Origin of the sequence: Arthrobacter gyeryongensis (genome assembly GCF_039543785.1) — a bacterium.
Taxonomy (GTDB): domain Bacteria; phylum Actinomycetota; class Actinomycetes; order Actinomycetales; family Micrococcaceae; genus Arthrobacter; species Arthrobacter gyeryongensis.
On the sequence record NZ_BAABKK010000006.1, the window covers coordinates 214966 to 229218 of the forward strand.

14 protein-coding genes and 1 pseudogene are annotated in these 14253 nt (G+C 64.3%); 6 read left to right on the forward strand and 9 right to left on the reverse strand.

Translation table 11 applies throughout. The features are described from left to right. Positions 1 to 205 precede the first annotated feature (205 nt). Positions 206 to 1522: an MFS transporter gene (locus tag ABEA18_RS04925; protein WP_345448187.1), complete on the forward strand. Its 1317-nt coding sequence runs from the start codon at positions 206 to 208 to the stop codon at positions 1520 to 1522. 228 nt (positions 1523 to 1750) lie between these two features. After that, positions 1751 to 1987, forward strand: a complete 237-nt coding sequence (locus ABEA18_RS04930; protein WP_059388807.1) for a hypothetical protein — start codon at positions 1751 to 1753, stop codon at positions 1985 to 1987. A gap of 16 nt (positions 1988 to 2003) precedes the next feature. Here the strand turns inward: ABEA18_RS04930 and ABEA18_RS04935 are convergent, their stop codons facing one another. The 7 genes from ABEA18_RS04935 to ABEA18_RS04965 form a co-directional block, all read right to left on the reverse strand. Continuing rightward, on the reverse strand, positions 2004 to 2291 hold the full coding sequence (locus ABEA18_RS04935; protein WP_345448188.1) for a MoaD/ThiS family protein: 288 nt from the start codon (positions 2289 to 2291) through the stop codon (positions 2004 to 2006). 8 nt (positions 2292 to 2299) lie between these two features. Continuing rightward, entirely contained in the window at positions 2300 to 3466 is a 1167-nt protein-coding gene (locus ABEA18_RS04940; protein ID WP_345448189.1) for a WD40/YVTN/BNR-like repeat-containing protein, read from the reverse strand. Between the two features lie 58 nt (positions 3467 to 3524). Beyond that, complete coding sequence (locus ABEA18_RS04945) at positions 3525 to 3725, reverse strand: hypothetical protein (protein WP_059388808.1); 201 nt, start codon at positions 3723 to 3725, stop codon at positions 3525 to 3527. A 333-nt stretch (positions 3726 to 4058) separates the two neighbouring features. Beyond that, the gene (locus tag ABEA18_RS04950; protein ID WP_345448190.1) at positions 4059 to 5450 is read right to left on the reverse strand and encodes a GntP family permease; all 1392 of its coding nucleotides are present in this window, start codon (positions 5448 to 5450) and stop codon (positions 4059 to 4061) included. A 22-nt stretch (positions 5451 to 5472) separates the two neighbouring features. Then, a complete protein-coding gene (locus ABEA18_RS04955; RefSeq protein WP_345448191.1) occupies positions 5473 to 6108 on the reverse strand; it encodes a bifunctional 4-hydroxy-2-oxoglutarate aldolase/2-dehydro-3-deoxy-phosphogluconate aldolase in 636 nt (211 codons plus the stop codon). Continuing rightward, a complete protein-coding gene (locus ABEA18_RS04960) occupies positions 6105 to 7757 on the reverse strand; it encodes an N-acyl-D-amino-acid deacylase family protein (protein ID WP_345448192.1) in 1653 nt (550 codons plus the stop codon). The genes ABEA18_RS04955 and ABEA18_RS04960 overlap by 4 nt, the downstream gene beginning before the upstream one ends. Before the next feature lie 10 nt (positions 7758 to 7767). Next, positions 7768 to 9108 carry a type III PLP-dependent enzyme domain-containing protein gene (locus ABEA18_RS04965; RefSeq protein WP_345448193.1) on the reverse strand — a complete coding sequence of 447 codons (1341 nt, stop codon included), beginning with the start codon at positions 9106 to 9108 and terminating at the stop codon, positions 7768 to 7770. Positions 9109 to 9356: 248 nt separating this feature from the next. On the opposite strand from ABEA18_RS04965, the gene ABEA18_RS04970 reads away from it, so the two are divergent. The 4 genes from ABEA18_RS04970 to ABEA18_RS04985 are packed head-to-tail and all read left to right on the forward strand — an operon-like array spanning position 9357 to position 12970. After that, complete coding sequence (locus ABEA18_RS04970) at positions 9357 to 10388, forward strand: sugar kinase (protein ID WP_345448194.1); 1032 nt, start codon at positions 9357 to 9359, stop codon at positions 10386 to 10388. Then, positions 10385 to 11146, forward strand: a complete 762-nt coding sequence (locus tag ABEA18_RS04975) for an IclR family transcriptional regulator (RefSeq protein WP_345448195.1) — start codon at positions 10385 to 10387, stop codon at positions 11144 to 11146. The genes ABEA18_RS04970 and ABEA18_RS04975 overlap by 4 nt, the downstream gene beginning before the upstream one ends. After that, a complete protein-coding gene (locus ABEA18_RS04980; protein WP_059388814.1) occupies positions 11143 to 11547 on the forward strand; it encodes a RidA family protein in 405 nt (134 codons plus the stop codon). The genes ABEA18_RS04975 and ABEA18_RS04980 overlap by 4 nt, the downstream gene beginning before the upstream one ends. 34 nt (positions 11548 to 11581) lie before the next feature. After that, positions 11582 to 12970 carry a sensor domain-containing phosphodiesterase gene (locus ABEA18_RS04985; RefSeq protein ID WP_345448196.1) on the forward strand — a complete coding sequence of 463 codons (1389 nt, stop codon included), beginning with the start codon at positions 11582 to 11584 and terminating at the stop codon, positions 12968 to 12970. A gap of 7 nt (positions 12971 to 12977) precedes the next feature. On the opposite strand, the pseudogene ABEA18_RS04990 reads toward ABEA18_RS04985, so the two are convergent. After that, positions 12978 to 13414: pseudogene (locus ABEA18_RS04990) on the reverse strand (rhodanese-like domain-containing protein). Positions 13415 to 13434: 20 nt separating this feature from the next. Further along, entirely contained in the window at positions 13435 to 14250 is an 816-nt protein-coding gene (locus ABEA18_RS04995) for an IclR family transcriptional regulator (RefSeq protein ID WP_345448198.1), read from the reverse strand. Positions 14251 to 14253 lie beyond the last annotated feature (3 nt).

The following is a 14253-nucleotide window of genomic DNA, read 5'->3' on the forward strand; positions in this document are numbered from 1 at the left end:
TAAAGATTGCCACATCGTGAGAGCTATATCTAGATGGTGAGTAAATATCTTGACAAGTGACTGTGCTCACAGTCATCATTGCTGTATCGCACAAGTAGCTCTCACAATGTGGCTACAGTGTGAGGCCGCTGCCGGACCCACATCGACGTTCCAGGTACGCACATTTCAGCCAGATGCGACATCGCCGTCACACAAAAGGAACACCATGAGTCACACGATCCCGTCTACGACGCCGGGCACTGCCACGGCGGGAACGCCGAAGAAGGCCGCCCTCGCCAGCTTCCTCGGCAGCGCCGTCGAGTACTACGATTTCTTTATCTTCGGTTCGGCCGCGGCCTTGATCTTCCCGCACGTCTTCTTCCCCAGCGCCGACGCCAACGCAGCCATCATGTCCTTCGCGACCTTCGGCTTCGCTTATGTAGCAAGGCCCGTTGGAGCCATCATCCTGGGGCACTTCGGCGACCGGATCGGCCGCCAGCGCGTGCTGATGTTTACCCTGGTACTCATGGGCGGTGCGACGTTCATTATCGGCTGCCTCCCTGATTTCAAGGCCATCGGATGGTGGGCTCCGGCGCTGCTGGTCTTTGCACGCCTCTGCCAGGGCCTCTCGGCCGCCGGTGAACAAGCCGGCGCCTCGTCCATGACCCTGGAACACGCTCCGGACAACCGCCGTTCGTTCTTTACCTCCTGGACCCTCACCGGAACCCAGGGAGGCCAGATCCTCGCAGCGTTGGTCTTCATCCCCGTGGTCGCCCTCCCCGACGAGATCAAGTACGGCATCGGCTGGCGCATCCCGTTCTGGCTCAGCGCCGTGGTGGTCCTGGTGGCGTTCTTCATCCGTCGCACCCTGCACGAGCCGCCCGCGTTCGCCGAGGCCAAGAAGAACAACCAGATCGCCAAGCTTCCCGTGGCCGACCTCCTCCGGCTGCACTGGGCCGACGTTCTGCGCGTTATCTGCTGCGCCTTCATCTCCGCGGTGAGCACGGTCTTCGGCACCTTGGCCATTGCCTATGCCAAGGACGTGGCCCACGTCAACAGCACCATCACTTTGTGGCTCGTCGTCGCGGCAAACGTCGTCGCGCTCGGCACACAGCCGGTCTTCGGCCGGATGGCCGACCGGATCGGCCGCAAGCCCGTCTTCATCTACGGCGCTGTAGCCAGCGCCATCATGACCCCGGTGTTCCTCTTGACGCTCGAATCCGGAAACGTGCCGCTCATGTTCCTGGTCTCCGTGGTGTACTTCGCTCTCGGATACGCCGCTGCAAACGCAGTGTGGCCCTCCTTCTACGGCGAAATGTTCAGCACCAAAGTCCGTTTCTCCGGCTTGGCCATCGGCACGCAGATCGGCTTCCTCATGGCAGGCTTCGCCCCGACCATCGTGACGGCAATGGGCGGCACCAAGGCCGGCGGCTGGGTCCAGATCAGCATCTTCACCGGGGTCATCTGCGTCATCGCAGCGGTATCCGCGATGACGGCCCGCGAATCCTTCAAAACCCCGACGGCGGAGCTCGGCCTGAAGTAGGGCACCGCCTCCAAAAGACATCCGTTGTTCCCCGCCCACCGGCTTGGGCCCACGCCGGCAGGGTTCCCTGGCCGAGCTTGCGAGGCTAGGGGGCCGGTGGGGAGCAGCGGATTTTTTTGCTAACGGAAGTCTTACCCGCGGCTAACCCGTACGAAACCACCCTGCAACATTGGCCCGCCACACTGGAATAGCCGGCAAATGCTGGCAGCTCCAGCCAGGGAGGCCACCATGTTGAAGGAAGTATCAACCCACCCCACAAGAATCCGCGCGCTTGACCAGCTGCACCGCGGCGACCAGATCGAAGCCCGCCTCTCCGTCGGACCCTCCTACGATGACGTTGTCATCCGCCGGGGCAGCGTCCAGGAAACGGCCCCGGGCATCGGCGTCGTCTGGATCATGGATCAGCTGACCGGCCTGCGCAAGGCCATCAATACCGACGAATGCACAGTCTGGCGAGTGGCCTGACCTGGCCCCGAACCGCTTAGCCGCCAGCCACGGACTGGATGATCAAGACCTCCTGGCCGGCCGCAACCTCAGTATCCAGACCCTTCAGACGCCGGACCTCCTCGCCGTTCACGTAAATATTCACGTAGCGCCGGAGCGAACCGGTTTCATCCCGGAGCCTCCGGGCCAGCACCGGGTAATTACCGGTCACAGTGTCAAGCAAGTTTTCCACGGTCACAGCTCCGTCGGCGGGCGTAGTCAGGTAGGACTGCCCGCCGGCGAGCGGCTGGAGAACGCTAGGCAAAACCACGGTGATATCGGGCAAGATCCGTCCTAAGCCGGAAGACCGGATGCTGCGGAGGCAGCGGCCGATTCCTCGGCCACATCTGCGGAGACAACCCCGGAGATGACGGCAGCGCGGACGCACAAAACATCAGGTAGGTGCGAGGCAACTTCGATGAAAGACTCGCCTTCATCGGCGCTGGCGTAGACCGAACCGCCGCGTGTCCCGAAGTACACCCCGGAAGGTTCAGCAGAATCCACCGCGGCTGCGTCACGGAGCACGGCGTTGTATTCATGGTCCGGGAGGCCCACATCCAAGCGCTTCCAGGACTGACCGGCGTCATCCGTGCGGTGCACCGCGAGATGGCCGCCCGGCGGAATCCGCTCACTATCGGCCTTGATCGGGATCACCCAGGCCGTCCCTTCGCGGCGGGGGTGGGTGAGCATCACGAAGCCGAAATCTGCCGGGAGGCCGTCGGCGATTGAAACCCAGTTTTCGCCGTTGTCGTCCGTGCGGTACACACCGTGGTGGTTCTGCGCATACAAGCGGCCTTCGACGGCGGCATCCGCGGCGATCTTGTGTACGCACTGGCCGAACTCGGGATTGGGATCGGGCATGAAGTAGGCCGAGATCCCCTTGTTGCGGGCCTCCCAGGAGGCACCGCCGTCGAGCGATCGGTAGACGCCTCCAGTGCTCATGGCGACGTGGACGTTCTCCCCGGAAGGGTTGACCACAATCGAGTGGGCGGCAGCGCCGCCGTAGCCAGCTCCCCATTCGCTGCGATGCGGGTGGTCCCAGAGGCCGCGGTTCAACTCGAAGTGTTCTCCGCCGTCGGTTGATTTCCAGACAGAGATCGGTTCGCAACCTGCCCAGACCACCCCGGGCTGGGACGCGGAGTCCGGGTAGATCTGCCAGATCCGTTCCAGTGCGGCATCGGTGCCTTCCGGGAATTTGATGGCGCCTTGTTCGGGCTCGGTCCATGTGGCGCCCAGGTCGTCGGAGTGGGCCACGGTGGGGCCCCAGTGTTCGGAACGCACGCCCACCATGATCCGGGGCTTGTCCCCGCGCGTATCGATACCGATGCTGGGGATCTCGCTCATGAGGAAGTGCGGACCGGAAAGGGACCATTCCTTGCGGTCTGTGCTGCGTGCCAGCCACAGTCCTTTTTTGGTCCCGATCGCCAAGACATAACTCTCTGCGGTAGCCATGAACCCCATGCAACCATCCCCGCGCGGGAGCCGCAACGGTTTTATGAACCGCTTCTAGGAAGCCGTGTCAGTCCACGAACTCGGACTGCGTCTCTATGAAGTCCCAGTCGGCGTCGCTCAGCCCGCCAGCCAGCTCCTCAAGGCGCGGGCCGCCGACATCCGCAATGCGTTGCAGAACTTCCAGCGGAAGCTCCGTGGCACGAAGGTTCTCGCGCAGCCATTCCTTGCTCTTGAGGTCTATGTCCAGCCACCACATGAAGATCTCCACGTGGACCACCTCTTCCTGTGCAAGTTAACGCTAGGCCTGCGCCGGGTGCTCTACAAGGGCTCGGGGACCCCGATCAAACGCCGGATTTTGCCCTGAACTCGGGACTGGAAAAAGTAAAGTGAAAGTAGTTATTCAGATTGGTAGCGGAGTGCTGTTGGGGCACGTAAGCTAATTGTCAGCAGGAACCCAAAGAACCTGCTCCAAAGTCCGCTCCGGAGTGCGTATCCCCCAATAACGCACTCCGGAGCTCTTTGTTTAAGCCTCGCGACACGCAAAATCCCTGGGGCCCACGGATTTCCGGTGGCGCCAGGGATTTTCCGTGTCGCACAGCTCTTAGACGAACTGGTACAGCAGGGCCGCCATGCCGAAGCCCACTACTGAGAGCACGGTTTCCAGCACTGTCCACGTCTTCAGGGTGTCCTTGACTGACATGTTGAAGTACTTGGAGATGATCCAGAATCCGCCGTCGTTCACGTGGCTGGCGATGATAGAGCCGGAAGAGATGGCCATCACAATCAGGGCCAATTGCGGCTGCGAATAGTGTCCGGCCGTGAGCGCCGGAGCCAGGATGCCGCCGGTGGTCACGATCGCGACCGTGGCGGAACCCTGGGCGAGGCGCATGCCGCAGGCGATCACGTAAGCGGACACAATGACAGGAAGCCCTGCCTTGGCCAAGCTGTCAGCCACAGCGTTGCCTACCCCGGTTGCCGAGAGCACTGCGCCGAAGAATGCGCCGGCTCCAACAACAAGCAGGATCATGCCGACCGGTTTCAGCGAGGCCGAGCTCAGTTCGGAGAGGTCCTTGGCGCTCATGCCCCGACGCGTGCCGAGGAGCCACATCGAGAGTGCGACGGCAACGGTGAGCGCAATGGCCGGGTTGCCGAAGAACACGAGCGCATCGCGGAATCCACCAGCGGGCAGGAAGACATTGCCGAAGGTGGCGCCAAGGATCAGCAGCATCGGAAGGCCGATGGCAAGGGCAACGACGCTCATGGGCGGTTCGTGGCCCACGGCTTCCTCTGCCTCCGGGATCACGCGATCTTCCGGGACGGGCACTTGCACGCGCTTGCCGATCCACTGACCCCAGAGAATGCCGGAAGCGAACCAGGCAGGGATGCCACAAGCGAGGCCCATGATGATGATCCAGCCAAGTTCAACGTGGAATAGTCCGGCCGCTGCCACGGGACCCGGGTGCGGCGGCAGGAAGGCGTGGGTCACTGAGAGTCCGGCGAGGAGCGGCAAGGCGTACAGAATAAGGGATTTCCCGCCACGCACCGCCGCCACGTAGACGAGGGGTGCGAGCACGAAAATGCCGATGTCGAAGAAGACCGGAATACCCAGGACAAACCCGGTGACGCCCATGGCCAGCGGCGTTCCCTTTTCGCCGAAGACCTTCACGAGCCTGCCCAGCAGGACCTCCGCACCACCTGAACGTTCCAGGATGGCGCCCAGGACAGTGCCCAGGCCGATGATCAGCGTGATGTGTCCGAGGATCCCGGCGAAGCCCTTCTCGATCAGGGCGTCGCCGCTCTTGATGGGCGAGCCGACGAGGGCATCGATGCTCACGCCGCCCGCCAGCGCAACGAGCACGCTGGTACCCACCAAGGCAATGAACGGCTCTACCTTGACTTTGATGATTAGAAACAACAGGAGGGCGATGCCGGCAGCTGCCAAGAGAAGCAGGCCGGCTGTATCGTGCCGCAGCCAGTTCAGGAATTCATTCATGGAGGTTACTTTCTGGGGATTCCTACGCGAGGTTGGCGGTGAAGGCGGCGGCCCTGGCCGAAATGTCAGCCCAGTCGCCTGCGGTCACGGCGGCGGGAGGGACCACGCTGGTCCCACAGCAGACCGCTGCGGCGCCCGCATCGAGATAGCTCTTGGCGTTTGACGCGTCGATCCCGCCGGAGGGCAGAAGCCGGATGCCAGGGTAGGGACCTTGGAGATCCTTGAGGTAGGCGGGCCCGAGCTGCCTGGCTGGGAAGATCTTGACTGCCGCGGAACCGAGGTCAAGGGCCTGCGCCACCTCCGTGGGTGTCAGGGCGCCCAAACTGAAGGGAATACCGGCGGCCGCAGCCACCGCAGCGACCTCGGGGCGAAGGCCGGGCGTCACCAGGAATTGGGCACCGGCGTCGATTGCTGCCTTTGCCTGCTCGGCCGTCATCACGGTACCGATTCCGACGGCGGCGCCGTGCTGCGCTGCGGTTTCCGCCACTCGCCGCACATGCTTCAGCACGTCAGGCGTGGTGAACGTCAGTTCGACGCTGCGGATGCCGCCGTCGACCAGTGCGCGGCAGAGCTCGGCGGCGTCGGGGATGAGCGGCGCACGGACGACGGCGAGGGTGCGGTCGGCTTCAAGCTGTTCGATAAATTCTTCAGGAGTCATGCGTTTTCGGTACTTCCTGCTCGGGTGCGTCCGTCCGGGCCGCGGCGAAGGGCGCGGCCGGCTCGCGCGCCGGTGGGCTTCCCGGCGTCGATCGCTGCCGTCCCGTTGACGAACACGTAATGGATGCCAGTGGCTGGCTTGCGGGGGTCTTCAAAGGTGGCTTCGTCACGGACTGTGCGCGGGTCGAAGAGGACGACGTCGGCCGCGTAACCTTCGCGGACCAGCCCGCGGCGATCAAGCTTGAGCCGCTCGGCGGGGCGGCCGCTCAAGTGGTGGACCATTTCTTCCAGGGTCAGCAAGCCCAAGTCGCGGCTGTAGTGGCCCAAGTAGCGGGGGAATGTTCCCCAGGCGCGCGGGTGGGGCTTGGCTCCGACCAGGAGGCCGTCGCTGCCGCCGGTGTGCGTGCGGTGGACCATGATGGCCTGCACGTTTTCCTCGTGGCCGACGTGCTGCAGGATCCCGGTGCCCAGGCGGTCCTCCTGGAGGATCTGAGCGAACACGGTGAAGGGCTCTGCGTTGGTTTCAGCAGCGATTGCGGCGATGGTCTTGCCCACAAGGCCGGCGAGCGCCGGGTTCTGGACGCCGCTGATCTCCAGGGTGTGCCACTCGGCAACCACTCCGTGGCAGCCGTCGGAGCCGTAGATCTCCACACTTTCGCGGATTCTCGCCAGCATCGCCGGGTCGGCCAACCGCGCGAGCGTGGCCTCGGTACCGCCCGAGGACGACCAGCTGGGCAAGATCGCCGCGAGCGTGGTGGCGCCGGGGAGGTAGGGGTAAGTGTCGAGCGTGATGTCGGCGCCGTCGTCGAGCGCTGCATCGATGAGCTCAAGGAGCTCGCCCGCCCGGCCCTTGTTCTCGGCGAAGTTCATGGTGGCGTGGGAAAGGTGCAAGGCGCAGCCGGTGTCCCTGCTCAGCCCGATCATCTCCGCGTAGGCTCCGAGCGCGCCCTTCCCGTAGGAGCGGTGGTGCGGGGCGTAGAAGCCACCCAGCTCCCCCACGGTCCGGCAAAGTCCAGCAAGTTCTTCGGTCCGGGCGTACATGCCGGGAGTGTAGGTCAGCCCGGAGGACATGCCCACGGCACCCTCCTTCATGGCGGTGCGAACGGTGTCCTGCATCCGCTCCTGCTGCTCCGGCGTCGGGTCTCCTTCGGCGAAGCCCATCACGAGGGCCCGGACGGTTCCCTGAGGGACGAGGTACGCGGCGTTGGTGGCGATCCTCTTGCCGTTTTCGGACGCGTCGAGGCGGTCCAGGTACTCGCCCACGGTTCGCCAATTCCAGTCGAAATCCTGCGGGTTGTCGTTCCAACCGGCGATCTTCTCCCGCACCCCGGTAAGCGTGGCGTCGTCCACCGGAGCGTAGGACAGCCCGTCCTGGCCCAGCAGTTCGGTGGTGACGCCTTGGCTGAGCTTGGCGTAGTGGTCCTTGTTGACGAGCAATTGCAGGTCCGAATGGGCATGCATGTCGATGAAGCCGGGGCTTAGGACGAGTCCCGTCGCGTCGACAGTCCGCTCGGCACCGGTTCCCCTCGCGGTGAGGGATCCGGCGTCGGCGACGGCGGCGATCACCTCGCCGTCCAGCAGGACGTCCGCCGGACGGCGGTCCGCCCCGGTTCCGTCCACCAGGACGGCGTTGCTGATGAGTGTCTTCATGGCGTATGTCCTAGAAGAAGGTATGGATGAGGTCGACGACGGTTTGGTCGCCGTCGGTATCCGCCAGCACCGGGATGAGTGTCCACTTGTCGAAGGCTGTGCACGGATGCGAAAGCCCCAGTCGCACGACGTCACCTGGCTGCACAGTGGTGGTGCCGGCGTCGAACGTCATGAAGCAGTGCTGGTCGTTGACGGCGGTGACCTCGGCACCAACGAGCGGCAGCATGGGACCGCCAAGGGTAGGCCCGATCAGCTGGGGACGGGGCAGTCCTTCGTCGACGGGCAAGTCCCGCTTGCCGGCGTCGAGGATGGCAAGGCCGGGTTCGGGCTGGGACACGACGCGCGCCCAGCCGTGCATAGCTGCCGTGAACGGCTGGCCGCCGTCGCGGGAAAACGGCGAGATGCCCCCGTAGAAGCCGTCGTCGTGGATGATGTAGGCCCCGCTGCGGATCATGAGTTCCACCCGAGGCCCAGCCTCGGAGCCAGCGGTGACGTACGGCGAAAGGACGTCGACGACGTCGTCGAAGTAGGCGCTGCCGCCTGCCGTGAGGATGACGACGTCGGATCCGTAGAGACCGTCTTCGAGGAGCCGTTGATGCAGCTCACCCATCTGGTCCAGGAAGCCGCGGACGGCGGCGAGACTGCCGGCGTCGGCGGTGTGGGCCAGCGATCCTTCGTAGCCGCTCACCCCCACCAGCCGCAGGTGCGGGGAGGCAGAGACGGCCCGGGCGACGTCGAGTGCGGCCTCCACGCCTCGTGCCCCGGTGCGGCCACCGATTCCACCAAGCTCAACAAGGACATCCAGGACGGCGTTGCTTCCAGCAGCTTCCAAGGTGCGGCCAATGAGATCCACGGTGACGGTGGAATCGACCCAGGACAGGATCGGCTGATCCGGGCTCGCGGTTTTGGCGACCCACTCGATGGCATGGGGATCGCTCAGGCTGTTGGCCAGTTGCAGGTGCCGCACACCGAATTCGCGGGCCACGCGGAGCTGGGCGAAGTTCGCCACAGTGATCCCCCAGGCGCCGCGGCTCAGCTGTTCGGCCCAGAGCTGCGGCGCCATGGTGGTCTTTCCGTGCGGAGCCAGCAAGACGCCGCGCTCAGCACACCATGAGGCCAAGCGATCGGCATTGCCGCGCATCGCCTGTGAGTCGAGCGTAAACAACGGTGTCTGGAGATCCTTGAGCTTCGGGGCTGTGGAGAGGAACTCGCGGTGGCTGGTGCCGTTGGCTGTGGCGGGCACGGCTTTGTGCCGCCAGTCGAGCCGGACATCCGCCAGGCGTGCCACGGTGTCCGCCGCAATTGCCTCGGCCCCGGCCTCTGCTCCGGCGCCGGACGTGGAAGTGTTCACCAGTTCGATCCCTTCACTGTGCGCGATTCACTGTGCGCATTTCACTGTGCGCATTCTGCCCGCAAATCCCTTGCGTTGCGTATTTTGCAACGCAGGTTGCAAAGCTGTTGGTGATATGTCTAACATGGTGCAGGATTGGGAGTCAAGGCCGCGGCATGGCCCGGCACCCCATGATCAGGCCACGGAAATCCCTTCTTCATGGGGGTGTCGAGTGCCGCTGGAAGCGGCAGAGGGAGCGCGGGAGTTTCATGCTTTCAGCTGTATGTGTGGGTGAGACGATGGCCATGCTCACCCCGGTGAAACCCGTCCCGCTGCACCAAGCCACGGAGCTGCATTGTGGAATCGGCGGCGCGGAATCGAACGTGGCCATGGGCTTGGCTGCCATGGGCCTGGACTCCCACTGGGTGGGCCGGGTTGGCCGGGATGGATTCGGCACCCGGATCCTGGAGGAGCTCAGCAGCCACGGAGTAGGGATTTCCGGCGTCGAGGTCGATCCCGGACGGCCCACGGGGCTTTACGTCAAGGTCCCCGCCCAGGAAGCGGATCCCGACGGCGGCAGTTCAGTTTTGTACTACAGGCAGGGTTCCGCCGCATCAGCGATGAACCTGGGCACCCTGGCGAATCCCGCCGTCGAGCGCTTATTGGCGGAAGCTTCGATCATCCACCTGAGCGGCATCACAGCAGCGCTCTCGGCGGAATGCCTTGAACTGACGGAAGCCATCCTCGCCGCACCGAGGCACGGCCGCCTCATCAGCTTCGACGTCAATTGGCGCGCCGCGCTCTGGGCCGGGCAGGACCGTTCCGCGCTGCGCCGCCTGGCCAATCTCGCCGACATCGTGCTGGTGGGCAAGGACGAAGCCGAGCACGCCTTCGGCACCACCGACGAAACTGAACTCCGGCTCCTCATGCCGGATCCCGCCGTCGTCGTCATCAAGAACGAAGCCATTAGCGCCATCGCCCTGGAACGGGACGGCACGCGCTCCGAAGTGTCCGCCTTGTCCGTGGACGTGCTTGAGCCGGTGGGCGCGGGCGATTCCTTCGCGGCCGGGTACCTGAGCGGCGTGCTGTTCGGCCTTGAGCAGAAGGCGAGCCTTCGCCGCGGTCACGTCGCTGCAGCCTGCACCCTCACCGTGCATGGCGATCGCGGCCCGCTTCCGGGGTCCGCCCTGCTTTCGGCCATCCTCGGTTCCACAGACGCCGAATGGGCTGCAATCCACGTTGCCGGCGGGCACTTCAGCAGCCAGAAGCGAAGCCTTGAAGATCGGAGCACAGCACCATGAGCCAAAGCCTGATGCGGGCCATCGACCTGCTAGCCGAGCTTGCGGCCAAACCGGCCACCCTGGATGAGCTTGCCTCCAAGGCTTCGGTGCATAAGACAACCGTGATGCGGCTCCTGCACGCCATGGAGGAAAAACGCTTCGTTGTCCGCAATGAGGACCAGCGGTTCATGCTTGGATCCAAACTGTTCGAGCTGTCCTCGCTCGCCCTGGAACAGCGGGACATCCGTAAAGTGGCGCACCCGTACTTGGCTGAGCTGAACGGAAAGACCGGGCACACCGTGCACCTTGCCGCGTTCGAGGGCAATGACGTGGTGTACATCGACAAATTCGAGTCGCATCATCCCGTGCGGATGTACTCCCGGATCGGCCTGACCGCGTCCCTGCATTCGGCCGCCGTCGCAAAGGTCCTGCTTGCCGACATGCCGCGCAGCCGGCAGGAAAAGATCGCGGCGGGACTCGATTACACAAGAATTACCGACACCACCCTGACCTCGCCGGAGGCCCTTTTGGCCGAACTGGAGCAGGTCAGGGTCCAGGGCTGGGCCCACGACAACGCCGAGCACGAATCCTTCGTGCACTGCATCGCGACCCCCATTCGCGACGCGAGCGGCGCCGTCGTGGCCGCAGCCTCTTGTTCGGTACCGGTAGTGATGCTCAGCTATGAAGGACTGCTTGAGCTGCTGCCCGACCTCAAAGCCAGCACCGAGGCCATCTCCCGCGACCTCGGCTGGATCAGCCACGAAAGGAACTCGGCATGAGTGAAAAGACTGTAGTACTGACCGAAAATGCCCCGGCCCCGGCGCACGTATTCTCCCAAGGCATCCAGAAGGGCGGCCTGTTCCAGGTCTCCGGCCAGGGCCCCATGGATCCCGCCACCAACCAGTACATCGGCGAGGGCGACGTCCGCGTCCAGACCCGCCGCACACTGGAAAACGTGAAAGCGATCCTCGAAGCCGGCGGTTCCTCTGTGGAAGACGTCATCATGTTCCGTGTCTACCTCACTACGCGCGACGACTTCGCAGCCATGAACGAGGTATATGGCGAATTCATCACCGAGAATGTCCCCAGCGGCCAACTGCCCAGCCGCACCACGGTGTTCGTCGACCTCCCGCACGAAGTCATGCTCGTGGAAATCGACGCGCTGGCGGTTACGGCGTAACCCCCAGAGCCCGGCTTGGTGGCACTATTGGGTGATGCCCTTCATGCGCATTCCCCGGCTTAAGAGGGCGTCTTCCCAGGAGGGACAGCAAGCGAACAGGCTCGCGTCCGCTTCAACCGGATGGTGGCTGCTGGTTGTCGTATTCATCGAGGCTGCGGTCGCCTTGTCCATCCGCCTGCCGTTGGCCTTCGGGCTTCCGCCGTGGGTCGGCATCGATGGACCAACCGGATTCCCTGCTCTCCTGGCACTGCTGATAGTGCCCCTGGTGGTACTGGCTGCGTGGCGTCTCATGCGGCAGCAGCAGCGGGAACGAAGCCAGGCGTTCCGGACGTCGCGCTTGATGGACACCGTGCTGCACACAAGCCTGGACTGGCTGTGGGCCACGGGGCCCGATGGGCGATTTACGTTCTGCAGCCCGGCATGCAAGGACATCACGGGGTACGAACCTTCCGAGCTGCTGGGGAGGCATATCACCCGCGTCATCGACCCCGGAGACCTGGCAGACGCGCGGGTGGACTGGAAAGCCAGGGAAAGCGGTGACTCCTCGTGGTCGCGGGTGGTCACCGTGTGCCGCCACCGGGACGGCAGCCGCGTCTTGGTTGACGTTGCCGGAAGGCCAATGCGCGACAGGGAGGGCAGGGACCGCGGTTTCGAAGGCACCTGCCGTGTCTTGAATCGCGAGACAGCACGCTCGCACGCGGAAGTCACGGCCCGCATCCGGGAATTGCTCACTGACGGTTCGCTCATCACAGCATTCCAACCGATCGTATGCCTGGAAACGGGAAACGTGGTTGGAGTGGAATCCTTGACAAGGTTCAGCGGATCCCAAGAGTTGTCCCCGGAGGTGCGTTTCATGGAAGCCGCCTCGGTCGGCCTGGATATCGAGCTTGAAATCCTTGCGCTCCGGACCGCGCTGACCACCGCGGCCGGGCTTCCACCGGAACTGTATATCGCAGCAAACCTCTCACCCCGGGCGTGCCTTGACCCCCGGCTGGCAGCCGCGATTGCGGAGTCGGCCATCCCTCCACGACGCATCGTGCTTGAGGTCACCGAACGCCATGAGGTGGCCGACTATGAACCGCTCGCCGAAGCTTTGGCACCGTTGCGGCGCGCCGGACTCAGAATAGCTGTCGACGACGCCGGTGCCGGCTTTGCTTCCATGCGCCACATCCTGCAGCTCAAGCCGGACCTCATCAAACTCGATCGCGAGATCATCGCCGGGATCGACACAGATCCGGGACAGCGGGCCCTGGGAGCTGCGATGGTCGGTTTTTCCTCCGAAATCGGAGCCGCCCTCGTAGCCGAAGGAATCGAGACCGAGGCCGAGCTGGATGCGGTCACCAAGCTCGGGATGACCGCGGCCCAGGGCTACCATCTCGGCCGCCCCGCGCTCAGGCCTGAGGACTGGGCGGCTTGGGGGTAGGGCGTCGCTACCCCTCGGGCTGGTGCGCCGTCACCAGCCGATCGAAGTCCCGAACGACAACACCATCAGTTGTCTCCACCGGAAGCCCGTTCCGCGCCCAATATTCAATGCCGCCGATCATCTCCCGTACCGGGTACCCGAGCTCGGCGAAGGCGAGGGCCGCGAAGGTACTTCCGTTGCAGCCGGTCCCCACGAATAGACCACTACTGAACTCCCAGCCGGGATCAGTGCGGCTGCCCGGGCGGGTATCTCGGCGGTCGGAAGGTGTACGGCACCGGGAATATGTCCGTGGCCCCACGACGACTGCCTGCGTGTATCCACGAGCACGAAACTGCCGGCAGCCGCATCGGCGACGTCCATGACGTCGATCTCGAACTGCAACTTCGCTCGGAAGTAGGCGCCTGCCGCACCGTCCGCGCCAACTCCAGCACCGGCGTCGTTCATTGGCTTTTCCATCTGCCCTCCTAGGCCAGCTTCGCGAGTTTGGCGTTCGCACGCCGGGATCCCAGCTTCGCCGAGATGCGCAGGCTGCTTTCGGCGGCCATGGGACCTACTTCGCGGACGCGCTTGGCGGTCATGCGGGACGACAAGGAGGAGACGCTGAGGGCGGCAACCACGTGATCGTCATGGCCGAAGATCGGGGCGGCGACGCACCGGACCTCGGGTTCGTTTTCGCGATCGTCGATTGCATAGCCCCGGCGACGGATTGCGGCGAATTCAGCCCGCAACTGCTCCGGGTCCGTGATCGTCCTGTCGGTGATCGGCGCCAGCTCACCGGCCAGGATCGGCGCCACCACTTCTTCCGGGCTGAACGCCAACATGGCTTTGCCGACTGCGGTGCAGTACGCCGGCATGGTCGCCCCGACGCGCGATGCCATACGAACTGTTGCCTCGTCTTCCACTTTGTCGAGGTAGACCACGTCATGGCCGGACAGGACCACCAAGTGGCAGGTACTTTCCGTAGCCCTCATCAGCACCCTGAGCTCGGCGTTCGCGACGCTGCGCAAATCGAGCCGGTCCAGGTATGACTGTCCCAAACGCAGGCAACCATGGCCGAGCCGGAAGCGGCCGCTCTCGGCATCGCGCTCCAGCAGGTTTTCGTCCAATAAGGGCGCGGCCAACCTCAGGACCGTGCTCTTGTTGAGCCCGGAGAGCTTGGTCAGCTCGACCAAGGCGAGTCCGTCCGCGCTCACCGGATGCTCCGCCACCACCGCCAGCAAAGCCAGCGCCTTCCGCAGCGAAGCCGAGGAGTTCCGGGCCTCCGTGCCTTCAGTACCCACGTG

Coding starts and splice junctions, on each gene's coding strand:
- ABEA18_RS04925 (WP_345448187.1), top strand. CDS start 206: ATGAGTCACACGATCCCGTCTACGACGCCGGGCACTGCCACGGCGGGA.
- ABEA18_RS04930 (WP_059388807.1), top strand. CDS start 1,751: ATGTTGAAGGAAGTATCAACCCACCCCACAAGAATCCGCGCGCTTGAC.
- ABEA18_RS04940 (WP_345448189.1), bottom strand. CDS start 3,466: ATGGGGTTCATGGCTACCGCAGAGAGTTATGTCTTGGCGATCGGGACC.
- ABEA18_RS04950 (WP_345448190.1), bottom strand. CDS start 5,450: ATGAATGAATTCCTGAACTGGCTGCGGCACGATACAGCCGGCCTGCTT.
- ABEA18_RS04955 (WP_345448191.1), bottom strand. CDS start 6,108: ATGACTCCTGAAGAATTTATCGAACAGCTTGAAGCCGACCGCACCCTC.
- ABEA18_RS04960 (WP_345448192.1), bottom strand. CDS start 7,757: ATGAAGACACTCATCAGCAACGCCGTCCTGGTGGACGGAACCGGGGCG.
- ABEA18_RS04970 (WP_345448194.1), top strand. CDS start 9,357: ATGCTTTCAGCTGTATGTGTGGGTGAGACGATGGCCATGCTCACCCCG.
- ABEA18_RS04975 (WP_345448195.1), top strand. CDS start 10,385: ATGAGCCAAAGCCTGATGCGGGCCATCGACCTGCTAGCCGAGCTTGCG.
- ABEA18_RS04980 (WP_059388814.1), top strand. CDS start 11,143: ATGAGTGAAAAGACTGTAGTACTGACCGAAAATGCCCCGGCCCCGGCG.
- ABEA18_RS04985 (WP_345448196.1), top strand. CDS start 11,582: ATGCCCTTCATGCGCATTCCCCGGCTTAAGAGGGCGTCTTCCCAGGAG.